Source organism: Arthrobacter crystallopoietes (assembly GCF_002849715.1).
Taxonomy (GTDB): domain Bacteria; phylum Actinomycetota; class Actinomycetes; order Actinomycetales; family Micrococcaceae; genus Crystallibacter; species Crystallibacter crystallopoietes.
In genome coordinates this window covers 1,502,864-1,524,243 of record NZ_CP018863.1, presented here as the reverse complement: position 1 = coordinate 1,524,243, position 21,380 = coordinate 1,502,864, and the positions used below count along the sequence as shown (strand labels likewise).

The 21,380-nt window shown below is 62.8% G+C and carries 26 protein-coding genes and 1 pseudogene; 10 read left to right on the top strand and 17 right to left on the bottom strand.

What is annotated here, in order from left to right:
- The first annotated feature begins 312 nt into the window (after positions 1 to 312).
- The 3 genes from AC20117_RS07255 to AC20117_RS23250 all read left to right on the top strand — a co-directional run bounded on the left by AC20117_RS07255 (position 313) and on the right by AC20117_RS23250 (position 3,775).
- The gene (locus AC20117_RS07255) at positions 313 to 1,617 is read left to right on the top strand and encodes an aromatic ring-hydroxylating oxygenase subunit alpha (RefSeq protein ID WP_074700295.1); all 1,305 of its coding nucleotides are present in this window, start codon (positions 313 to 315) and stop codon (positions 1,615 to 1,617) included.
- Positions 1,614 to 3,023: a ferredoxin reductase gene (locus AC20117_RS07250; protein ID WP_074700296.1), complete on the top strand. Its 1,410-nt coding sequence runs from the start codon at positions 1,614 to 1,616 to the stop codon at positions 3,021 to 3,023. The genes AC20117_RS07255 and AC20117_RS07250 overlap by 4 nt, the downstream gene beginning before the upstream one ends.
- A gap of 608 nt (positions 3,024 to 3,631) precedes the next feature.
- On the top strand, positions 3,632 to 3,775 hold the full coding sequence (locus AC20117_RS23250; RefSeq protein WP_158300441.1) for a hypothetical protein: 144 nt from the start codon (positions 3,632 to 3,634) through the stop codon (positions 3,773 to 3,775).
- Between the two features lie 116 nt (positions 3,776 to 3,891).
- On the opposite strand, the gene AC20117_RS07245 is transcribed toward AC20117_RS23250, so the two are convergent.
- The gene (locus tag AC20117_RS07245) at positions 3,892 to 4,191 is read right to left on the bottom strand and encodes a DUF4193 domain-containing protein (protein WP_074700297.1); all 300 of its coding nucleotides are present in this window, start codon (positions 4,189 to 4,191) and stop codon (positions 3,892 to 3,894) included.
- Between the two features lie 282 nt (positions 4,192 to 4,473).
- Between AC20117_RS07245 and AC20117_RS24115 the strand changes: the two genes are divergently transcribed.
- Both AC20117_RS24115 and AC20117_RS07240 read left to right on the top strand, forming a co-directional pair.
- Positions 4,474 to 4,608: a hypothetical protein gene (locus AC20117_RS24115; protein WP_257790785.1), complete on the top strand. Its 135-nt coding sequence runs from the start codon at positions 4,474 to 4,476 to the stop codon at positions 4,606 to 4,608.
- A gap of 321 nt (positions 4,609 to 4,929) precedes the next feature.
- Positions 4,930 to 5,967 carry an LLM class flavin-dependent oxidoreductase gene (locus tag AC20117_RS07240; protein ID WP_236777464.1) on the top strand — a complete coding sequence of 346 codons (1,038 nt, stop codon included), beginning with the start codon at positions 4,930 to 4,932 and terminating at the stop codon, positions 5,965 to 5,967.
- Between the two features lie 489 nt (positions 5,968 to 6,456).
- Here the strand turns inward: AC20117_RS07240 and AC20117_RS07235 are convergent, their stop codons facing one another.
- From AC20117_RS07235 to AC20117_RS07225, 3 genes are read right to left on the bottom strand one after another with little or no spacing between them, the layout of a single operon-like run.
- Entirely contained in the window at positions 6,457 to 7,224 is a 768-nt protein-coding gene (locus AC20117_RS07235; RefSeq protein WP_074700298.1) for an Rv2133c family protein, read from the bottom strand.
- A complete protein-coding gene (locus tag AC20117_RS07230) occupies positions 7,224 to 7,790 on the bottom strand; it encodes an Rv2134c family protein (protein ID WP_074700299.1) in 567 nt (188 codons plus the stop codon). Before AC20117_RS07230 ends, AC20117_RS07235 begins: the two co-directional genes overlap by 1 nt.
- A gap of 24 nt (positions 7,791 to 7,814) precedes the next feature.
- Positions 7,815 to 8,507 carry an Rv2135c family putative phosphatase gene (locus tag AC20117_RS07225; RefSeq protein ID WP_074700300.1) on the bottom strand — a complete coding sequence of 231 codons (693 nt, stop codon included), beginning with the start codon at positions 8,505 to 8,507 and terminating at the stop codon, positions 7,815 to 7,817.
- Between the two features lie 258 nt (positions 8,508 to 8,765).
- Here AC20117_RS07225 and AC20117_RS07220 point away from each other — a divergent pair, with 258 nt between their 5' ends.
- A complete protein-coding gene (locus AC20117_RS07220) occupies positions 8,766 to 9,185 on the top strand; it encodes a CBU_0592 family membrane protein (protein WP_074700301.1) in 420 nt (139 codons plus the stop codon).
- Between the two features lie 109 nt (positions 9,186 to 9,294).
- On the opposite strand, the gene AC20117_RS07215 is transcribed toward AC20117_RS07220, so the two are convergent.
- The 5 genes from AC20117_RS07215 to AC20117_RS07195 all read right to left on the bottom strand — a co-directional run bounded on the left by AC20117_RS07215 (position 9,295) and on the right by AC20117_RS07195 (position 14,072).
- Complete coding sequence (locus tag AC20117_RS07215) at positions 9,295 to 10,227, bottom strand: LysR family transcriptional regulator (protein ID WP_074700302.1); 933 nt, start codon at positions 10,225 to 10,227, stop codon at positions 9,295 to 9,297.
- 392 nt (positions 10,228 to 10,619) lie between these two features.
- A complete protein-coding gene (locus tag AC20117_RS07210; RefSeq protein ID WP_074700303.1) occupies positions 10,620 to 10,922 on the bottom strand; it encodes a DUF4193 domain-containing protein in 303 nt (100 codons plus the stop codon).
- Between the two features lie 387 nt (positions 10,923 to 11,309).
- Positions 11,310 to 11,831: a signal peptidase I gene (lepB, locus tag AC20117_RS07205; protein ID WP_083339682.1), complete on the bottom strand. Its 522-nt coding sequence runs from the start codon at positions 11,829 to 11,831 to the stop codon at positions 11,310 to 11,312.
- 8 nt (positions 11,832 to 11,839) lie between these two features.
- On the bottom strand, positions 11,840 to 13,303 hold the full coding sequence (locus AC20117_RS07200; protein WP_236777463.1) for a multicopper oxidase family protein: 1,464 nt from the start codon (positions 13,301 to 13,303) through the stop codon (positions 11,840 to 11,842).
- 229 nt (positions 13,304 to 13,532) lie between these two features.
- A complete protein-coding gene (locus tag AC20117_RS07195; RefSeq protein WP_074700305.1) occupies positions 13,533 to 14,072 on the bottom strand; it encodes a hypothetical protein in 540 nt (179 codons plus the stop codon).
- A 456-nt stretch (positions 14,073 to 14,528) separates the two neighbouring features.
- Between AC20117_RS07195 and AC20117_RS07190 the strand changes: the two genes are divergently transcribed.
- Positions 14,529 to 14,825, top strand: a complete 297-nt coding sequence (locus AC20117_RS07190) for a hypothetical protein (RefSeq protein WP_074700306.1) — start codon at positions 14,529 to 14,531, stop codon at positions 14,823 to 14,825.
- 92 nt (positions 14,826 to 14,917) lie between these two features.
- Here AC20117_RS07190 and AC20117_RS07185 read toward each other — a convergent pair whose 3' ends face one another.
- From AC20117_RS07185 to AC20117_RS24290, 5 genes and pseudogenes are all read right to left on the bottom strand, one after another.
- Positions 14,918 to 15,673 carry a ZIP family metal transporter gene (locus AC20117_RS07185; protein WP_074703159.1) on the bottom strand — a complete coding sequence of 252 codons (756 nt, stop codon included), beginning with the start codon at positions 15,671 to 15,673 and terminating at the stop codon, positions 14,918 to 14,920.
- Positions 15,674 to 15,886: 213 nt separating this feature from the next.
- Complete coding sequence (locus AC20117_RS07180) at positions 15,887 to 16,096, bottom strand: hypothetical protein (protein WP_074700307.1); 210 nt, start codon at positions 16,094 to 16,096, stop codon at positions 15,887 to 15,889.
- Between the two features lie 486 nt (positions 16,097 to 16,582).
- Positions 16,583 to 17,437: an IS3 family transposase gene (locus AC20117_RS07175; protein ID WP_074700308.1), complete on the bottom strand. Its 855-nt coding sequence runs from the start codon at positions 17,435 to 17,437 to the stop codon at positions 16,583 to 16,585.
- Positions 17,434 to 17,760 (bottom strand): helix-turn-helix domain-containing protein, encoded by a 327-nt coding sequence (locus AC20117_RS23680; RefSeq protein ID WP_236777348.1) that lies wholly within the window; start codon positions 17,758 to 17,760, stop codon positions 17,434 to 17,436. The genes AC20117_RS07175 and AC20117_RS23680 overlap by 4 nt, the downstream gene beginning before the upstream one ends.
- Before the next feature lie 69 nt (positions 17,761 to 17,829).
- A pseudogene (locus tag AC20117_RS24290) lies at positions 17,830 to 17,922 on the bottom strand (hypothetical protein); the annotation flags it as partial.
- Positions 17,923 to 18,052: 130 nt separating this feature from the next.
- Here AC20117_RS24290 and AC20117_RS07170 point away from each other — a divergent pair.
- Positions 18,053 to 18,247, top strand: a complete 195-nt coding sequence (locus tag AC20117_RS07170) for a hypothetical protein (protein WP_074700310.1) — start codon at positions 18,053 to 18,055, stop codon at positions 18,245 to 18,247.
- On the opposite strand, the gene AC20117_RS07165 is transcribed toward AC20117_RS07170, so the two are convergent.
- Complete coding sequence (locus tag AC20117_RS07165) at positions 18,244 to 18,552, bottom strand: DUF3040 domain-containing protein (RefSeq protein WP_074700311.1); 309 nt, start codon at positions 18,550 to 18,552, stop codon at positions 18,244 to 18,246. The genes AC20117_RS07170 and AC20117_RS07165 overlap by 4 nt on opposite strands.
- Before the next feature lie 262 nt (positions 18,553 to 18,814).
- Positions 18,815 to 18,949: a hypothetical protein gene (locus AC20117_RS24110; RefSeq protein WP_257790784.1), complete on the bottom strand. Its 135-nt coding sequence runs from the start codon at positions 18,947 to 18,949 to the stop codon at positions 18,815 to 18,817.
- Positions 18,950 to 19,755: 806 nt separating this feature from the next.
- Between AC20117_RS24110 and AC20117_RS07155 the strand changes: the two genes are divergently transcribed.
- Both AC20117_RS07155 and AC20117_RS07150 read left to right on the top strand, forming a co-directional pair.
- Positions 19,756 to 19,986: a hypothetical protein gene (locus tag AC20117_RS07155; protein ID WP_074700313.1), complete on the top strand. Its 231-nt coding sequence runs from the start codon at positions 19,756 to 19,758 to the stop codon at positions 19,984 to 19,986.
- 53 nt (positions 19,987 to 20,039) lie between these two features.
- Positions 20,040 to 20,453: a VOC family protein gene (locus AC20117_RS07150; RefSeq protein ID WP_074700314.1), complete on the top strand. Its 414-nt coding sequence runs from the start codon at positions 20,040 to 20,042 to the stop codon at positions 20,451 to 20,453.
- A 312-nt stretch (positions 20,454 to 20,765) separates the two neighbouring features.
- Here AC20117_RS07150 and AC20117_RS07145 read toward each other — a convergent pair whose 3' ends face one another.
- On the bottom strand, positions 20,766 to 21,191 hold the full coding sequence (locus tag AC20117_RS07145) for a pyridoxamine 5'-phosphate oxidase family protein (protein WP_074700315.1): 426 nt from the start codon (positions 21,189 to 21,191) through the stop codon (positions 20,766 to 20,768).
- Positions 21,192 to 21,380 lie beyond the last annotated feature (189 nt).

The following is a 21,380-nucleotide window of genomic DNA, read 5'->3' as shown; positions in this document are numbered from 1 at the left end:
ACCTAAGGGTGGGATACGTCACACTGTTGCACGATGTGGTTGTCGTTGCGTATTACGCATATGAACATGGAGGGCTAGACATGGAGACGCTTGCGGTGGTGGGAGCATCCTTGGGTGATGTTTCGGTAGCTAAGCAGCCCGTCCTCCAGGCTTCACCGGCCGCCTGCTCATTGTTTGCCATCTACGACAGGCCCCGATTGCTCATCGGTCCTCCCTAATCTCGTGACTACAACATCTCCGCAACACCGGCAGTCCCCACTAACTTCGTAGTCCCCACCAATCGCACACTTCCAGTCCTCCCGGGAGAAAAAAATGTCAGCTCCAGTGAACGTGGCTCTCAACTCACGCGGAAAACTCGCTTCATCATTGCCTGCCGAGCAGCTGGCGGAAATCACCGAGTTGTTCGATTCCCGGCGCGTGGGATATTCCCTCGATGCCCCCTTCTACACTGATCCGACGATTTTCAACATCGACATGCAGGCCATTTTTGGCCAGCACTGGATCTTTGCCGCCAGCATCGCCGAGCTCCCAGAGCCGGGCGACTACGTCACCGTCGACTACGGGCCCTACTCGCTGATCGTGCTGCGCAACGACGACGGCGGCGTGAACGTCCTGCATAACGTGTGCCGTCACCGCGGCGCCCGCGTCCTGACCGAACCCGCGGGGTCAACCGGAAACCTGGTATGCGGCTACCACTCCTGGACCTACTCCCCGGAGGGCAACCTGATCCACGCCTCGGCACCGGGGGAAACGAAGTTCGACAAGGGCTGCTTCGGCCTCAAACGTGCCCACAGCCGCGTGGTGGCCGGACTCATCTTCGTCTGCATTGCGGACGAACCGCCGACGGATTTCGACGAAACCTCCAAGATTTTCGAGCCTTACCTCGCACCCCACGATCTGTCGAAGGCGAAAATCGCCTATCAGCAGAACATCGTCGAGGAGGGCAACTGGAAGCTCGTCATGGAGAACAACCGTGAGTGCTACCACTGCGATGGCCACCCGGAACTCGCCTGTTCCCTCTTTCCCACCTGGGGCCTGACGGAGGGCCTGATCCCGGCCCATCTCGAGGAAGTGTGGGACCGCAACAAGGAGGCACAGTCCTCGCTCGAGGAGCGTTGCCGCCGCTATGGCCTTCCCTATGAGGTCGTCGAGGAGCTCGACACGCGCATCGCGGGTATCCGCATCTCACGGGAATCGCTCGATGGTGAAGGGGAATCGTTCTCGCCCGATGGGCGCAGGCTCTCGAAGAAGCTGCTTGGCGACTTGCGGGACTTCCGCCTTGGCCGCTGCTCGATGCACCTGCAGCCCAACAGCTGGTTCCATTTCCAGGGGGACCACGTCATCACGTTCGCCGTCTTCCCCGTTAACGAACACCAGACACTGGTACGCACCACCTGGCTGGTGGCTGACGACGCCGAGGAAGGCGTCGACTACGATCTGGAGAAACTCACCTACACCTGGAAGCAGACAAATCTGCAGGACAAGGCGTTCGTGGAGCTGTGCCAGAAGGGCGCCAGCAGCCCCGCCTATGAGCCCGGCCCGTATATGAAGAGCGAATACCAGGTCGAGGCGTTCATCAACTGGTACGTGCAGCGCGTGCAGGAGCACCTGGCATGATTGAACTCCTCACCGAGATGGCAATCCAGGAACCACACCGCATCCGCGGTCTTGAGATGCCGTGGAACAGGGTGATGGGCAGCACCGAGGGACCCGCCCGCGCCGCCCACGCATTGGGCCCCTGGCATCCGCAGGAGTTCATGGCGGAATGTGTCGAGGTCGTTCCAGAGGTGGGCGGAATGATGACCTTCGTGTTCCGGCGCTGCGACGGTGCGCCCCTGGCGTTCCGTGCAGGCCAGTACGTGAACGTCGCCTTTCCCGTGAACGGCGGGGACCAGGATCCGGTGGATCGCAGCTACTCGCTGTCCAGTTCGCCCACCCAGCCGTGGACCTTCAACATCACAGTCAAACGCGACCCCACTGGACTGGTCTCACCGTGGGTGCACGAGAACGTCAAACCCGGCACCGTCCTGGAGATGCTCGGACCGGTCGGGGCATTCCATCTGCCTGATGCTGACCGCCGGGCACGGTACCTTTTGCTGGCCGCCGGCGCAGGCATCACCCCCATCATGTCGATGGTGCGGACCATCCACTCCCTGCCCGGACAGGCCGATGTTGTGGTGCTCTACCACGGAGCGGAGGCCGGAGGCTATGCCTTCCACCAGGAGCTCGCCTACATCGCCTCAGTGGACTCGCGCGTCAAGGTCTTCTACTCCTTGGGCGACCGCAGCATACCGGAGGGGTGGGAATGGCTCACCGGAAGGCTGACGGCGGCCATGCTCGACGAGGTTGCCCCCGATGCCAACGGCCGCCAGGTCTATGCCTGCGGCCCCGAGGGATACCTGAACACCGCCGCCGAACTCCTGAAGAAGGTCGGCGTCGACGACACCTCCATTCACATGGAATTCTTCTCGGGAGATCGCCAGACGCTCCTTGAATACCAAGCAGAGCTCGCGCTTGCAGCGGACATTGCCGAGGAAATCGCGGAGGAAATTGAAGATTCCGCCCAAGACTACTATGACAGCCAGCCCACGGAGTTCGGGATCTACGAGCCAGGCTACGACGCCGAGGGAACCCTGAAGGCCACGGGGATGCCGCTGGAAACCGTCGACCCGGATGCACCCGGTTCTGAAGACGCCAGTTCGGGTGTGGGAGAGGAGCCCGGTTCCTCTGATGCCTCGAGTTTTGACACCGTGGGAACGGGAAGCCTGACCCTGTCCTTCATGCGTACCGGCATCAATGTTCGGATTGACCCCGACGAACACATCCTCGGGGTGGCCCAGCGTGCGGGCGTCAGGATCGGTGCGAACTGCAAGGAAGGCATGTGCGGCTCCTGCAAGGTCGTCAAGCTGTCCGGGGAGGTTGAGATGAACCACCAGGGCGGTATCCGGGCACGGGAAATCGATGCTGGCAAGTTCCTGCCCTGCTGCTCGACCGCGCGCACCGATATGGTGATCGATGCCTAGCCGCAAGTTCTCTGTATGTACAGGCTAGGTCCCAACAGTACCTACCGAAGGAAAGCATGGGTCGGCTTTAGGCTGGGGATCTACAGCAACTGCCGCCGGGGAGCCGAAACAGCTCGCAAGAGCCTGACGGGCACTAATACGCAGGTGTGTTTGGCACCCATGGGCAGTGGGCTCCCAACGATGGCATTCCCGTTCAAATCACGCATAACGTTACCAACGTTAGAAGGTGAGGAACCCGCATATCTGCGTGTTGAGCAGGGTGTGAACGGGCCGGAACGCCTCGACCACCCTTTCGACAGTACGATACTGGGCGTCCTGCGAGACTTGGCGCCGCTGATGCAGCTCTACACTGACCAGAGCAACAGCGACAGGAGAACAGCTGAACGCGGCAAGCCAAAATGCTCACAGGACCGTTGCATCAAAGGATCGTTTATTGGGACAAGGGGCACCATTTGTCACCTGCTGTCGGGATGACGCACAAACTCTTGAATGTGACTTTCGGCGCTATATGGCGGCGTCCTTCGGCTCCTGGTTATGCACCGGTAGCAGGCCGACCTGCTACGCGTGCCCAAGGGATTAGGCCCGCCAGGCACCTTTAAGGCCAAGTTATGGATAGGGACCGGACCTGCGAGCTTGAAGGGCAGACCTCCATCAACGAGCTGCTCGGCGAGCCGGTCGGCGTTGCTCCCATCCAGTTGGTGCTGCCGATTTACGTGCAACTCGGTCCGGGGGAATTCCGGCGTCTGTCCTGACGCCGCCCAAGCCCGGTTAGATTGCCGGGTCATGCGCGCGGTTTGCCGGCGTCAGTGGGATGCTGAGCACCTCCTTCACGGGTCTGTTCCGGAACAAGCGCTTGCGGGTTGGCGGGTCAGCTTTCGCAGTCCCGGCAGTACTTCATGTCATCGTTCTCCCTGGCGATCTGGGAGCGGTGGCGGATCAGGAAGCAGGACATGCAGGTGAACTCGTCCTGGCGCGGCGGAACGATGGTGACGACCAGCTCCTCGGCGGAGAGGTCGGCGCCGGGAAGGTCGATGCCTTCAGCGGTGTCGGCTTCGTCGAGGTCGAGGACAGCGGTTTGCGCGCCTGCCCGGCTTGCCTGCAATGCCTCCAGTGACTGGGCGGTCTGGTCGTCGTCTTTTGTCCGCGGAGCGTCGTAGTCGGTTGCCATGGCTGCTGTTTCCTGTCTGCTGTAGTGGCGTGTTGCTGCTTTCGGAAGCGAACAACATATCGCGCCGCCGACCCTGTTCCCGGCGGCGACACACCCGGTTTTGGTGACACGCCGGTTGGTTTCTGTGGACCGGTTATCCACGCATCCCGGCCAAGGTGCCGGGGTTCGGTGCAGGGATTGTGGATGCGGTGTGGGCAGCCGGCGGACCGCGCCGGAGGAGTCGTTCCGGAGGCAGGCTTGGAGGCCTACGATGTTTCTCCGCCATAGGGAGGAAAGCCAACGATGCCGCAGCTTGATCAGGACCAGGAAAAGAAGTCATACCGGCTGCAGCTGGCCGGCGTGTGGATCGCGGCGGCGGGCCTGCTGGTCGCACTTGTCCGGGCGGTCCTGGACCTGTGGGGCATCGCGGCCCGATAAGCGCTGCCCTGGGCGGACGCTGCACAAAGGCAGGTCCTTTTCGTCAGCTCCTGCCCTGAGGCCAAGTCCTGCGAATTTCGGGCAGCAAGGTTCCGCTGCCCACAACCGGGGACAATCCTTATGGGTTATCCACCGCTACGGCTGCCGGGGGGGAGCTACCCCAACGGCTCCCATATCCTCAGCCGTGGATAACCCGGATTCACCCCCATCATGGACATCCCGGAGTCACCTGGCGGATCGGGCGTACCAACCAGCAACCAACGATTTTCCTTGACAAGCCCAGAGAGGCCGCGGCTTCCGGGAATAAGAACCTCCGCAACCATGTTCGTTTCCGCTGTGAAGAACATCGGATTTCTGTCCTTCGGCCATTGGACCGACCACCCGGAGTCCGGCACGCGCAGCGCGTCGGACGCGCTGTTGCAGGCGATCGACCTCGCGGTCGCGGCTGAGGAGCTGGGGGCGGACGGCGCCTACTTCCGCGTGCACCACTTCGCGCAGCAATACGCTTCCCCGTTCCCGCTGCTCGCTGCCATCGGGGCGCGGACAAACCGCATTGAGATCGGTACCGGCGTGATCGACATGCGCTACGAGAATCCTCTCTACATGGCGGAGGACGCGGGCGCGGCCGACCTGATCTCGGGCGGCCGACTGCAGCTGGGCATTAGCAGGGGTTCACCCGAGCAGGTCATCGACGGGTGGCGTCACTTCGGCTTCGTCCCCGCCGAGGGCGAGTCGGACGCGGACATGGGCCGCAGGCACGCCGAGCGTCTGCTCGAGGTGCTCACCGGCGAGGGCTTCGCGGCACCGAATCCCCGCCCGATGTTCCCGAACCCTCCGGGCCTGCTGCGCGTGGAGCCGTACTCGGAGGGCTTGCGCGATCGCATCTGGTGGGGTTCCGGCTCGAACGCCACGGCCATCTGGGCCGCGAAGCTCGGCATGAACCTGCAGAGCTCCACGCTCAAGGATGACGAGAGCGGTAAGCCGTTCCACGTCCAGCAGGCCGAACAGATCGAGCTGTACCGGCAGGCCTGGAAGGAGGCCGGGCACGAGCGGGAGCCGCGCGTCTCGGTCAGCCGCAGCATCTTCGCGCTGACGGACGAGCGGGACTGGCAATACTTCGCCCGCGACCGCCACAGCTCAGACCAGATAGGCAATATCGACGAAAAAACGCGGGCGGTCTTCGGCCGCTCCTACGCCGGTGCCCCGGACGAGCTGGCCGCGAAGCTGGCCGAGGATGAGGCGATCGCCACGGCAGACACACTGCTGCTCACGGTCCCGAACCAGCTCGGCGTTGACTACAACGCCCACGTCATCGAGTCGATCCTGAAGTATGTGGCGCCGCAGCTGGGCTGGCGCTAACCCCTCGCACTTCGACGCTCTGACCAGACTTTCCAACCAGGGCCCGACGTTTGCACTGATATCGGCCGTTGCTCATGCAATCCGCGCCGAATACTACCGAATCGGCCGGTCGGCAGGACGAAGCATGCGTCTTGAAGCAAATTTGAGCTAACCCTGCGGAAGCCTTGAGCTTTCTCGCTCACCCTTAGACCAGCAGATGGCGGGAGCTGAAGCCGGAGTCCGGCGACTGGGGGAGCGCACGGACTGTCAGCGGCCGGCTCGTCTCGGCTTACAGGATGCGGGGCACGGGCAGGACTTTGGGGAGACCTGCCCGCCTCCGACACCCGAACTTGGAGGTCTTAGCTTAGCCCAGGCGATCCACACACCCCGTGCACGGATCCGACGGCAAACCTTCTGCGTTCGACCATTCACTGGAAATACTCATCCGACATCCAATGCCTGGGACATATGCGCCGTTATCGGCCTGCGAAGCGCGTAGCCGTAATTCCCTTAGAACAGCGGCCAGGGCACCGCCGGCATCTCACCGCTCGGAGCCGGAAACCGCCCTGCCAAGCGCAACCGTGCGCAGCGCGCGGCGAGCGATGCGATTTCTTCGGCGCTGAGCAGGTCCGCCAGGTTTCGGCCAAGCCCACCGTGCAGTCCTTGGCTGACACGATCGACGCCGTCGAGTTCCTCGGCGGTCAGAGCCTCTCCCAGCCACCCCCACAGCACCGTGCGCAGCTTGTGGTCACGGTGAAAGGTGAGCCCATGGTCCACGCCGTGACGGTGTCCGTCCGTCATGGCAAGAATGTGGTCGCCTTTGCGGTCGGCGTTGTTGATGACGATGTCGAACACCGCCATGCGTCTGAGCGCTGGCGAGTCTTCGTGAACGAGGGCGAGCATCCGTGCGTTCTCATCCCGTCCCTCGAGAACGTGTTTCCAGCCCGTCTGCGGCACGTGGTCCGTCGCGATCAGGTTCACGGCGTTTTGGGCGGGGTCTTGCTCCTGCCAGAGCTGGACCATTCCTTCACCCAGCGGACCGTCGCGCAGCCAGGTGTGCGGCACGACGTCCCATCCGGAGACCTGCGAGACCAGGTAGGCGGCCACCTCCCGGTGGGCCAGGGTGCCGTGGGGAAAATCGCGCAGCGGACTTTCGCCTGCTATCGGCTTATAGACGACCGCCACGTCGCCGATGCGGCCCAGGAATGTAGCGTTTGAAGCCGTCGTGATGCGGCCGGTGAGCGTCAGCTCGGCGGTCATTAGGTCCGGCGCCGGCATCAGACCTCGGGAAGGGTACAGATGTGCCCGTCGGCGTCTATGGGGTAACCACAGAGCGAGCAGATCGGACGGCCGGCGCCCACGATCTCACGGGTGCGCCTGGCGAAGGCGCGGGCGGTGCCGACCGGCATGCGCACCAGCAGCATTTCGGGCTCGTTAGCGCCGTCCTGATCAAGCGGTTCGGCGTGGTCATCGGCATCGGCATCGGCATCGATATCGGTGAGGGGGTGGGCCTCTATGACGACCTGCGCCGTGGTTGGATCCCAGCCTAAGCTCATCGCACCGGTGCGGAACTGTTCCTGAACGGCCTCGAGCTGGTCATTGTCGACAAGTTCAATGGGAGTACTCGTGGGAACGCTGAAGGGGTTGCCCTCGACGGTGAGGAGCTGGTCGAGAATTTCGTCGATCTTCTCCGCGAGCAGAGCCGACTGCTGCTTCTCCAGGGCAATACTCACGATCTGCGTCCCTGCGCGCACCTGCAGGTAGAACGTGCGCGCCCCCGGAAGGCCAATGGTGCCAACAACGACCCGATCAGGCCAGGCAAACTCGTGAACACGTGTAGGCATGTACGTATTCTAGGCGCATGAGCTTCATGGCGCCTTTTGCCCTGCACCGCCGCCCACCGGCGCATCGCCGGAACCGATGCCGTTCGAGAGCCACGACAGATCCCCCGCGTCGGTGTTGGTGGCGTAGACGCTCGGCCGGATAGCGCCGTAGCGCACGATCGATACGGAGGCGGGGCTCACGTTAATACGCTGGAACAGGTCAAGGTGCATGCCGAGCGCGTCGGCGAGGATTGACTTGATGATGTCACCGTGACTTACGGCCACCCACACGGCCCCTGGCCCGTACTCGGCTTCAAAGGCTGCATCGTGGCGTCGAATCGCTGCCACCGACCGGGCCTGCATCGCGGCCATGGACTCACCGCCGGGAAAGATCACGGCGGACGGTTGCGACTGCACAACCGGCCACAAATCCTCGGTCGCGAGATCACTGAGCGTGCGGCCCTGCCACTGGCCGTAATCGCACTCGGTGAGATCGGGATCGACCGGCGTGTACGGCGTGCCAGCCTGACGATCGAGGATGAGCCGGGCGGTCTGCTGACAACGCTCAAGAGGGCTCGACACCACCCCGACTACGGGCACCGCGGCGAGCCGGTCTCCGGTCAGAGCCGCCTGGTCGCGCCCGATCTGGTCCAGGCTGACGCCGGCGGCCCGGCCAGCCAGCAGGCCAGCGGCATTGGCTGTGGTGCGGCCGTGCCGCACGAGAATAACTGTCGCCATCCACCCAGCCTAACCACCCGCTCGATGGCGGTGTGGACCGTAGGGTCGCACGTCAAACAAGCAGATAAGGCCCTGGCGGAACCCTTCAGGCACGCAGACACGATCAATCCGACCAGGCGGACTCGGCACGGCCAACGCGTAGCCGGATTCCGTGTTCAGTGTTGCTAAACCTCGACTACAGAACAATGCAATTGATCTAAAGATGAAGGGTGGAGATTATTGGTGTCGTAACGGCACTTTGGTTGAGAGGGAAAAGCGATGTTGGTGGCAGTTCTGGGCTGGCTGGGGACAGTCGGAACCTTTATGGCGTACGCCATGCTGTGGAAGGGTTCGGTCACCCCGGAGTCACGCCGGTATGCGGCCCTCAATGTGGCAGGCGGCCTGATGGGCGGGAGCGCTTGCGTACTCTATGGAGCGTGGCCGAGTGCGGCGTCCAACTTCGCCTGGGCCGTCCTGGCCCTCTATGCCAGCATTGCCGCATATCTCCGGCGCCGCCCCGACCTCACGGCGTCCGAGACTCCCGGTCCGGCGCAGGGGCCATATCGACACATACCGGTCACCGCCGTGCTGGACGTGGTGGCTGTCAGCAATCCACTTGATGCCGCCGCGCCCGTCACGGGCTCTTGCCACGCCTCATTGCCAGCCCGGGCGCACGGTTCCGCGGCTGTGCTGACATAACTTCCCGGTCTGGAGGGTCAGGAGCTGCCTTGGCAGCACCGGGCCGTAGCCTGAGGCTCTTCGGGACAGGCGATCAGGACGGCACGCGACGGTCGGCGCGGCCGGAAGATCAGGGCCTCTGTGCCACCGCGTGCGCGTCGAACGCAGCAACGGATTCCCGGAGAAGGCGGGCGACTGTGTCCATTGGCCCGTTGACAGACTTTCGCCGATCGAACCGCCGCAGAACGATGCGTCGGGTACCGAGACCGGGGACGTCCAGGACGTCGACACCGTCCTGGACGACGCCGCTCAACGCCAGGGCCGGGACGACGGCAACTCCTTCTCCCGCGGCTACCAATGCGAGGGCGGTCAGCGTCTCCTGGTACTGATGGACTGTATTCACCTGGCCTCCCGTTGACCTGTGGAGACGGCCGATGACTGAAGCGTTGGCGGCTGAATGTTCGACGCCGATCCACGGAAGCGGCAGCCGGGCAAGGTCGACGTTCTCGGTGTCGATAAGGGCGTCGGAGGGAACGACCAGTTTCCACGGCTCATCCAGCATCGGCTCCTCGGACATTCCGGCCGGCAGCGAGCGTTGCGCCGCCGTCGCTGAGTCCAACTCGACCACTACGGCATCGAGCTCGCGCTGACGAAGCATTCGGATCAACGCCGGGAGGTCGTCCTCAAAGATCCTGATCTGCAGCTGGGGGTATTGGACGCGCCATTGGGGCAGGTGAGGGATCACTATGGTCCGGAGGAAGCTGGTGAAGCCGCCCACGCGCACGACTCCTGCGAGCTCTGCCCCGCCTTCCATCCGGGCACGTGCGACGTTGAGAGCGCGCTCGATCTCCTCGGCGGCCTCCGCTGCCGCCAACCCGGCAGGCGTCAGCACCGAGCCTTTAGGCGTCCGTACGACCAAAGCGTGTTTCGTCTCGTCTTCCAACTTGTTGAGCTGCTGGGAGACGGCCGAAGGCGTAATCCGCAACTCGTCAGCGGCGGCCAGCACACCGCCGGTCCGCGCAATCGCCAGAAGCACGCGCAGCCGGCGCGGATCGATATCCATTCAGCATTCATAAACCACGACTTCAAACCACTGCAACTCTTCTAAACGCACGGGCGTGTCATTACGTCACGAGCTACAGGTTTTATCCGCAGTCATAGCCCTCAAACGTAAGCGCCGATATCGACGTTCGGCGAGGCCTATCAAGCCAAGTAGTGCCATGGCTTTGAGGAGTTCGGGCGTCGCGGAGTTGAGGTCAGCGAGCCGTATGTCGCTGATGTGGGAGCTGATTCGTTGTCTATGTCGCGTTCGTGGATCGCCCAAAGCAGTAAAGCTGCTGATCCGCCGCGCCGTTCTGGCGTTCACACCTGTCCTCGGCTCAGGAAGCGTTTCCGGCATTGCTGGTCCGCCCTGCTATCGGAACCGCACTGCGCGACTGCGGGGAACGGGAAGGTTTAGGCTTCGCAGTCGGTGCAGTAGGCGTGGGTGCCCTGCTGCCGGGCGATCTGGGAGCGGTGCCTGACCAGGAAGCATGAGTAGCAGGTGAATTCGTCATCTGCCTGAGGGATGACCTGAACATTGAGCTCCTCCATGATGAACTCGCCACCGGGGACGCCGGCGCCGTCCAGGCCGTCGGCCTCATCCAGTTCCAGCGTGACACTGCGGGCGCCGGGTGCATTAGCGGACTGCACCGCCCCCAAGGACTTTTCCTGGGACTCCTTGACGTCGGGACGGACCTCGTCGTAATCGGTTGCCACTTAGCTTGTTCTCTTCTCTTTCAGAGTTGGATGACCGCGGTAAAACGTACCGCACCCCGCTGTTATTCCCCACCCAACGAGCGCGACTGGCGATCAGGGCGTCCATGCCGGACTCATCTTGGAGGTCCGGCACGGCTTCGACGGTGCGCGCCAGCGGGCGGCGCAACAACCGGTGACGGGATTTACGCAAGAGGCAGTACCGGCAACCGACAAGCAATCGCCGTCATATGCGCCGTTATCGGCGTTCGCCGTCGTCGACGGTCCGGGACTGCACGACGGCAGCGGGGGCAACGAAGTTGGAATCATCTGGAGCAGTCTGGGTCTGGTTGGCCGGGTGCCACCTGCGGTATGGCTCCTGTCTTCCTTGTTGCGTGGTCCCGGCAGGCGTCAGCGGATTCCGATGACGATGCCGTCGATGTTTTCCAGGGGAAGAGGCCCGTAGTCGCGGGAGTCGATGGAGTATTCGCGGTTGTCTCCCATGACGAAGACCTGCCCAGGGGGCACCCGGGTGGGAGGGGAGTAGGTTCCGTCCATGCTTTCCAGATCCACATAGGGCTCGTTCTGCGGGATCCCGTCGACGTGCAGGACGGCGTCCTGGATTTCGACGCTCTGGCCGTGCCCGGCCACAACCCGCTTGACGACTTCCGTGCCGTCCAGGGGGGAGGTGAAGACCACGATGTCGCCGGGCCCTGGTTTCTGGAGCCAGGGTCCGGGTTTGAGCATGAAGACGATGCGGCCGGAGCCGATGGTGGGGACCATGCTGTCGGATACGACCATCACCGGTTCAAGCACCCAGATACGCAACGCCAGGACCGCCGCCGCCAAGGCGGCCAGGATCCAGGCTCTTCGCCGCAGCTTCCGTCCCCGCTTGTTGTCGGGGACGGAAGCCGGGATTGTCGGAGCCGGCATGTTGCGGGTCAGTCGGGGTCGGTGTCGAGTTCGCAGGGCGCGGCCTTGATGGGGTCGTTCGGGTCGTCATCGTCTTCGCCGAGGCCGACGCGGAACTGGAACATCATGGAGTGGTCTTCGTGCGGCAGGTTGTGGCAGTGGACCATGTAGCGGCCCTGGTGGGGGCCGAACCTCATGATGACGTCGACCTTTTCGTTTTCCCCGATGTAGACGACGTCCTTCGGTCCGCGCTCCCACGGGTAGGGGGCCTTGCCGTTGCGGCTGAGGATCTGGAAGTCGATCAGGTGGATGTGCACCGGGTGGAACCAGCCGCCGGACTTGTTTTCGATCTCCCAGATCTCCGCCGACCCCAGTTTCGGGTCGGCGCTGGCCAGCGTGAAGCCGCTGGCAATCACGTCCTCCCAGGTGACGCCGTTGATCGTCCACGGTTCTGTCACCCCGCCTCGCTGGACGCGGAACCGGCGTTTGTCCTCGGCGTCGTCCTTGGTCAGGCGCATGACCTCGTTGTCCGCGAGAGTGGTGGGAATGACATTCCATTTCGGATCGGACTTCATGTCGGGTGCGGGGGCAACGACGTCGAAGGCCATCACCTTGCCGGTGGAAGCGTAGTCCCGGTTGTTCGCGTTGGACAGGTTTTTCAGCTCGACCCGGGTACCGGGCTTGTACTTGCTGAAGTCGATCAGGACCTCGTACCGCTCGGCCATGCCCTGGCGCCAGTTTGCCACGGACTGCCTGACGGGCATCAGCCCGCCGTCGGTGCCGACCAGATGCAGGGGATGGCCGGTATTCAGCGCGAACTTGTAGGACCGCGAGATGGAGGCGTTGAGGACGCGGAACCGGTAGACCCGTGGCTGGACCTTCATCACCGGCCAGGGCTTGCCGTTGACCAGAATGACGTCTCCCCACAAACCGGAGTGGTCCCGGTCGTCGTAGGCGAGGGACCCGTCGGCGGCGAACATCGCGTCGCTGACGACCAGGGGCACGTCGAACTCGCCCTGCGGCAGCAAATCCTTCTCCACCGGGTCGTGCATGATGTACATGGCGGCCAGGCCCGAGTACACGTTCTGCGCGGTAAAGTGCACGCCGTGGTCGTGGTACCAGAGCGTCCGGGCAGGCTGGAAATTCGGGTAATGGTAGTCCTTGCAGAACCCGGGCGGCGTGACGTCGCTGGCGTACCCGTCGTACTGGGGCAGCGACGCCGAGCCGTGCAGGTGGGTGGAGGTGGCCAGCAGGTGGTGGGACCACTGCAGGTGGTTTTTCGGCAGCCGGTTGCGCATGTGCACGACCGCTTTCGTGCCCTGGTCCAGTTCGATGGTGGGGCCGGGAAAGGTGCCGTTGTAGCCCAGGATGCCGGTCTTTTTGCCGGGCAGGATCTGCGCCTGCGCGTGGCGCATCGCGATCTCGTAGTGGTTGACCCGGCTGCCGTCCGGATCGTACGTGACGGATTTCGGCGTCAGTTTCGGCGGGCGCACAAAAGCGGTTTGATAGGGCTTTGGCATATCCCGTGAACTGAGCTGGCTGGCTGATTTTGCTGACACGGTGGAAATGGGAACAGTTACCAATCCTGCTCCAACAACTCCAAGACCGCCCCATTTGAGGAGCTGTCGTCTTGATACTGACATGTCGAGTCACCTCCCAAGGATGACCAGAGGGGCCGCCGGCACCGGCTGACACGCGCCGGGGGCGGTTTTTTTGATGGCGTTATCCGCCGGTATGGTGCTCGGTGCCGAGGGAAAGCCGGTCACCGGATGAGTCTTCCAGGACCAGCGCGACCGCCTTGTCCGGAAGTTCGAACACCATTGTGGTATTCGCTGATTCGCCCTGGTCCAGGGTCATCGGTGGCGACGATGACCAGAGCGGGTGCGGCTTGCCGGATCCGAGGCCGTCAATGAAAAACGACCCGGGGTCCACTGGAAGCCCGGCCTTGTCCAGGGCCGTAAACTGCACCTGGACGCGGACCCGGTGGGCCCCTTCCACCGGGTCAGGCTTCAGGGCAGCTGCAGGAGCCGGCGGCTGCCAGCCATCGTTTTCCAACGGGATGACACCGGTAATGCTGGCCAGACCCCCGGGCACCTCCACGGACAACCCCAGCTGCGCGCTGGGTTTCACCTCCGCCGTCGCGAACAGGTAGCCGAAGCACGTCCCGAGCACGCACAGCAGCGCCACCGGAAGCACAATCCACCGCCGGCGGCGGGTACGCTGCCCGGAACCGGGAGCCGCTTTGACATCCAGAACTGACATACAGGCGATGATCCTCCCGGTTTCCTATAAAAAACCTGTCCCCAGGCAACGAAAGCCGGACGCCCCGGGCGAAGGGGCCGGTGCCCGGCGCTCGATGGGGGAATACGGCGGGGCACCGGCGCTTGATCGTCTCCACAGGGTGTCAGCGTCCCTGCAATCAAGATGGGAAAAGTCTGGCCTGCCGCCCTTTGAAAAACCTCAGTCCCAAAAATCAATCCCCAAAAACACCCCAAACCGAGGGGTGCTCCGGCGAGCGGCAACGGGCAGGGTCAGGGTGCAGTCCAGGCCTGAAGGTGGCCGGCGACGAAAGTCTCAGCAGAGGGCAGGAGTGAGGCTAGCGGAGGTGCCTGCTTTACAAGCTCCTGCTCCGTGTACAGGGCAGGGCAGTACCATTGGAGGTCGCCTCGGGAAGATCAAGCCTGTGGAAGGGCGGTTGTCTTGGATGGGGGAGTGGGGATGGACGTTGTGGAAGAGATGGTGGGTGAAACCATGGTGGCGCTTCTTGCTGCCGCAGGGGTTCTCCATGGTGGAGCCTCGCTGGTAGTGCTGGCCACTACCAAAGGACTGCCTGCCGGAACGAGGGCGGGTTTGCTGGCTGGTTGCCTGCTCGTTCCGGTCATCGGCCCGGTCCTGGCGGTAGTCGCCGGCTGGTCAGCGGCCAACGATGCCGCCGTCCGGAACCAACCCGGGCCCGGCACCGGAACGGGCGCTGATGTGACTGCGGCCCGGCGCTTCCGGTCGCCCCGGAGGTGAGGCCGCAGTGCCTGTAAGGACCCGGGTGCGGAGCCTTATGCTGGGGATCCGCTTCGTGGGTCGGGCTTCTCCCTGTCCGGGGACAGGGGGACTTACCCTCCGGCGTGGTGGATGGTGAAGGCGGCAACGAAGCCAATTGACGCGGTCAGGCCGGTCAGAATGTGGTGTTGTTCGAAGGCTTCCGGGATCATGGTGTCAGCGAGCATCGCCAGGATTGCTCCGGCTGCCAGCGCCGTGATGAAGGCGACGAGCTCTTCGGGTGCCCCTTGGAGCAGGGCAAACCCGAGCAGTGAAGCCACCCCGCAGAGCAGGGCGATGCCGCCCCAGACACCGAAGACGTAGCCGGCAGTGCGGCCGGCCTTCTTCATTCCGGCCGAGCTGGAGAGGCCTTCTGGGACGTTGGAGATGAAGACGGCGGCGAGCATGGCCGGGCTGACTGTCCCGGCGGTCACCAGGCCAAGGCCGAGGACCAGGGACTCGGGGATCCCGTCAAGGAGGGCGCCCACGGCGATGGCGGCGCCGCTGCCGGGTTTTTGATGTTCGGTGGGCTGTTGGACTCCAGAGCGTTTCCGGTGTCTGGCACCCTGTCTGGCGAGCAGCAGATTGGCTGCGACGAACAGCAGCGCCCCGCCAAGGAAGCCGCCACTGGTGGCCAGGAGTCCGCCTGTCTCCACTGCTTCATCGACCAGTTCAAAGGCCAGCGCGGCAATCAGGACGCCTGCGCCGAACGCCATCACGGTGGATACCGCCTTATCCGGGATCCGCCATTTCCAAGAGATTGCGGAGCCGAGCACCAGCGCTGCGCCGCCGACTGTTCCCCAGATCCAGGCCTGCAGCCATAAGGGGATCACCGTGCCTCCCCGGTGAATGCCTGCAATGCTGCCTCCCGTGCCGATGCTGACATTAGAGTGGTCCCAGGCCATACACCCGCCCAGCACCGCCCGGCCAATCCCCGGAACCGGCCGGCTCCACTGATCGGCCCGGCCCAGAGCAACCGCTCCAAGCGGGAACCCCGACCGGGCTAAGCAGTCCGGAAGCCTGCGGCCGGGCCGCCGGCCGGATCATGCTGGCCTGAAGTTTCCGCTCCATCTTTCCTCATCGGGAATCGGGGTGCCGAATACCTTTGTGGTACGCCGCAGGTCTTCGGCGGCAAGGTCACGGAGCCTGCCGAGCTCATCGAGCCGTGTCTGGGGAATCTCGTGCCGCTTGAACTGCTCCTGCGCGTGCTTGAACTGCCTTTCGGCTTCTTTGAGATTTGCGTGGGCCTGCACACCCCGGATCCTGAATAACCATGGCTCCATGATGGCAGTCGGGGGCCCGGGGCAGAAGGGAACCGGCACCGGCATGTTTCGGGTTCTCTCCCGACTTGTCAGCCTGCGGACGAAACCAGGGCATGGCCTGCGCGGAGCATCCGACACCGTCACCACTTGCACACGGGCCGCATTGGAGCGGATGCAACCGGATACTTCCCGACGATGCCAGAGCCCGCGGCAGCTGGCTACGTCCCGCGCACCGCGTCAGCGTCGGGTTTAGGTTGCAATAGTGCATCCGTTCCCTCATACCGGAGCTTTTTGGCGCATACGGATCTAAACTGTGAGTGCCAACGGCCGCATCCCCCGACCGGCCGTTGATGACCGGCCGTCGCATCTTCCCGTGAAGACCGAACGCCGCCCCCAAAGGACGACCCAGGCCGGGCAGCAGGGGTCCCGTGTGCGGATTGAACTGGTCCCCGAAAGTTGGACTCGTAAACTAAAACCTTATGCTGCGAGGGCTTGGGTCCGGTATTCGACCGGGCTCAAGCCCTCGAGTCGTGAGTGGGTCCTGACGTTGTTGTACCAGTGAATGTAGTCATCCAGCTCGGCGGTGAACGCGTCGATGGTGGTATATCGGGTGTGGTGGAACATCTCTTCCTTGAGGTGGCCGAAGAATCCTTCGATGACCGCGTTGTCCAGGCAGGTTCCCTTTCGGGACATCGACTGCGTCGCCCCGGCTCCTGCGAGCAGGTTCCGCCAGGAGACGTGTTGGTACTGGAATCCTTGGTCTGAATGGACCAGCGGATGCTCGCCGGGCCGGAGCGTGGACAGCGCCTCTTGCAGGGACGTGTTCGTCAGCTGCAGTGCGGGCGACGTTCCCCATGTGTATGCGACGATGGAGCGGTCGAAGAGGTCCATTATCGGGGAGAGGTAGACCTTGGACTCGCCGACGCGGAACTCGGTCACGTCGGTGACCCATTTCTCGTTCGGCTCCTCCGCGTCGAAGTCACGGTCCAGCAGGTTCGGCGCGATCTGCCCTGCTTCGCCCTTGAATGAGTTGTAGCGCCGGCGCCGGCGGACATGGCTGAGAAGGCCCAGCTGGCGCATGAGCTTCAGCACGGTCTTCTTCGCGACCTGCCAGCCGGATTTCACCAGTTCGCCATGGATACGGCGGTAGCCGTACCGGCCTTTCGCTTCCTTGACGGCGTCCCGAATCACGGTCTTCAGCCCGGCCTGCGGATCCGGCAGGGCCAGCCGGCCCTGATGGTAGAAGAAGGTCGAGCGGGCGAGTCCGGCGACGTCGAGCAGCACGTCCAACGGGTGCGCGGCCTTGAGGGCGACAACGGCTTGGACCTTCACCGTCGTCCTTGCTCCCTCAAGGCCCGCAATTTTCCCAGGTAGGCGTTCTCCGCCCGCAACCGCTCATTCTCCCGGCGCAGCTTAGTCAGCTCGGATTCCTGACGCTCCGGACTCGCGGGAGTCCCTCGTGGGCGTCCCTTGGGCTTGGGCCGGAGCCCGTCTTCACCCTCGGTGCGGTAGATGATCAGCCAATTCTCGATGAGCCGGGGCGAGGACAGATCGAACTCCTGCGCCAACCCGAGCTTCGATTCGCCCGCCAGGACGCGCCGCACGATGTCGCGTTTGAACTCGAACGAAAAGGTTCTCTTGGTCGGCTTGGTCACCAGCGCTCCACTCCCACGAATCCGCCACCGATGATACAAATTCTTGATCGCCCTATGGCTTGCCTGCAGCTGTGATGCCACGGCTTTATACCCATACCCTGCATCAAACAACGCTACCGCTTCTGCGCGCCGGGCCTCGGATAATGAACTGCTTGCGTACATGAAACTGCTCCCCAGAAATCGGATCTGATTTATCAGTCCAACTTCTGGGGAGCAGTTCAGATAGCGGGGCCCCTGCTGCTGGTATCCGCCAATATCGGCGTGGAAGGGCTGCAGTTGGCTGCAGATTAAAGTGCTGAAGCCGACTACTTGGCTCCAGGGCTATTCCACCGTCTCGTCCCTTGTTGTGGCTTCGATGTATCCGCTGCTCCAGGCACGCTGCCCGGAGGCAGAACTCCGGCTCATCACTTGCGGCGGCTGCGAGCCGGAGACCGGTATGGGTGAAGAGAGTCTTATCGCCTATGCAATGCTGACCACCGGCAACTAAAAAGCGCGGAACTTATGGCCTGATCGACCCTGACGACGGCCAGGGCCGAGGCTGTTGGAGAAGAGGTAAGCGCCGGTGCCTGCCGTCAGGAAGCCGATGACGCCGAGTGCCACGGCGTCGGTGGTGATTCCCGTGAGGAGCAGAGCGAAGCCGGCCACGATAATCAGCAGGCCGTAAACTTTTTTGGCGCCGGTCCTTTCCGGGGCGCCGTCCTTACCTAACGCGCGGGCCAGGTCCGGGTCCTCGGCGGCGAGGTTCTCTTCGAGCTCCCGCAGGCGTCTGAGTTCATCTTCGGATAACGGCATGGAAGCCTTCTTTTCATGGTGTGTCGGCGGGTTCTAAATGGGCCGGAACCGCGGGCAACTACCCCATGTACCGGCGGCGGTCCTGAAATTTTTTTCTTCATTGTGGGCCTTGCCGCAGAACGGATTGGTCCAGCGGAGAATTTTCGGGGTGGATGCCGGGGATTCCGGTTGTAGCCAATCCCGCCGTCGGGGCGCAATACTGATCAGGTCCGACGGTTCCGCGGTGCCCTCCAGGGACCGCCGGCCATGACTATTACATCTCTTAGCCGGCGCCGGGGCCGGCATGGCCTGCGACCGTCATTTGGCCCGTTCGGCCAGCTGCTGCTGCCTCCCGGGCCGCAAGTTCCTCGATGAGTGCGTAGTAGTGCATCAGTGCCTCTGCATCGGGGTGTTCCAATCGAGCTGGCTGTAGCACCGGTTGCTGTACATGAGGAGCTGGTCCATGGACAGGATCGATAAGTCGCATGGAAAAGCAGTTCGTCGGGAGGAGACTCTCTGATTGGTCATGCCGCCACCCGGCCAAGAGGCCCCCGGACAATCGACGCCGGGCACCGGGGCAGCTCCGGGGGAACGATGATGTTCACTGTGCCCTGGAACGGCACGTCAAAAATGGCCGTGCCTACAGGCTCTCCCCGGCTAAGCAGCTGGAGGCTCTCCAGGCCGCGGCTCTCAATGTGCTTCGCACCGGATAAGTCCACCGTGACCGCGACGCCGCGGGACAATCCCTGGAGGCGCCGGATGAGAGAAAAAAGTGCTGTGCAGCTTTGATCTGTGAGGCAGCCGTCGATCTTGATGACGCCGGAAGCGCAATCCATACCAAGTCGAACACGTACAAGCAGTTTATGATCCACGAAATTCTCCTCATGAGCGTTTCGATGGCTACTGCTTAACCCAAAACAACGCTATAGAACAGTGCCGGTCCCTTCAAGTGGACAAGGCGAACTTGTGGGCGTGTCACTGTCGAAGCTATTCGTCGCTGTGAAGCTTCCTCAGTGGAAAGCCCCCTCTCCAACCAGCATATGCGGCGTTATCGGCGTTCGCGGCCATGGTCTGGGTCAGAGGGGATGCAGTCCGTCGCGTTGTAACTCGCTCCGGCCCATCCGCCGATCCCGCCACCTCGAGGCCTCGACCGTTCCCGGGCATTGTAAAAGGGGGGACCTCGTACCCTTCTGGCTTCGGGCCGAGGGCTGCCATCATGGAGCCATGGTTACCCTTGATCCGGTTTCGCAGGCCCAGGCAAACCTTAAAGAGGCCGAAAAGCAGTTCAAGCATGCGAAGGAGCAGTTCCAGCGGCACCAGATTCCCCAAGAGCGGCTCGACGAATTGGGCAGGCTTCGCGACCTTGCCGCAGACGACCTGCGCCGCACCACGAAGGTGTTCGGTTCTCCGATTCCCGATGACGAGAGGTGGAGCGGAAACTTCAGGCCTGCCTGATACAGGGCCGGTTAGATCTGGCCAAACTGCAGGGGGCGGTCAAGAATGGCCCCATGGAGTACTCGGCGAGGGTTGTTTCATCAGTTCTGTTCGTATCCCAACTTGAGCGGTCAGTGAACTTCTACTGTGACGTGTTCGGTTGCGAGCAGGCCATCCGGGAAGAAGGCGCAGCCCTTCTTCTGGCCTCCGGAGGATTTCAGGTGTACTTGATTGAGCGAGGCACAGGGGCCGCACATCACGTGACGGGCATCGGGCCCCATCTGCTGATGTGGGCGACCGACAGCATGGAGGGGCTGGAGTATTTCGAGAAGCTACTGAAAGAAATGAGCGATCACACCTACACACATTCAGCAGGCGGCGTGACTTTCGTTGAAGCGCGAGACCCGGACGGTATCCGAGTTGTCATCGCTCACCCCGATCCCGAACAATTGCCTCGTTCCATCCTGGACCTGCGCCTCTACCTCTGACTTTCCATCCGCCTGCGCCATCCGGTTACACAACCAAAACAACAGCCATGCCTTGCGGGAGGAAGATCAACGGGCTCAGCCTCTTTCCTCACGCGCTGAACATATGCGCCGTAATCGGCGTTCGCGATCGATCACGGTTCGGGACAATCAGGTTAGATGTATCCATTTTGCGCTGTTAGAGCTGCTAAGCCTTGAGCTTTCTCGTTCACTCGTCGACCAACGGACGGCGAGAGCCTAAGCCGGAGTCCGGCCGGTGGAGAGTGACCAACCCGAAGGGTCCTCCGGCCAGCTATTCTTGCCTGCGGATTTGCCTTAGAACCGCTCGGGCTGATCGCCCAGGATGAAGTGGCGTCCGCTGATGCGTTCCGGCTTCACCTCGATGTAGAAGTCCTTCATTGTGGGAATCCAGGTTTTCAAGCCCAAGCTCTCGGCTTCGGCGATTTCCTCTCCGGACTGCAGGACCCGGGCCGTTCCCTTCACGACGACGCTCCATGCCTCTTCACTGGTGATACCGTCCGTTTCGAACACCACGTTCTCGTTGATGGTGATTTCGGCGAGCTTGGTGCCGGGTGCGCTGCGCATGAGCAGGACCGCATCGTGCACCATGTAGTTGATTGGGAAAATATCCGTCTCGCCGGCTGCTGTCAGGACGATCCGGCCATGGCTGGTATTTTTCAGCAACTTCCAGGACTGGTCATCGGTGAGTTCAAGGATCGGGTTGTCGTGTTCGAACATCATGGGTTCATTCTTCAAAGGTTTTTGGCAAATAGGAAGGACAGCGGACGGTCCGGCGGCGGCGGTCAAGCAAACGCCTGGTCTTGACCGGATTTGAGGGTGGTGCTTGCGGTGGTTTCTGGCTGCGATTTCGGCCTAGCGGTGTAGGGTCCTTGCCGTCGAGCGGTATAGGCCGTTGACGGCACGCGCCTG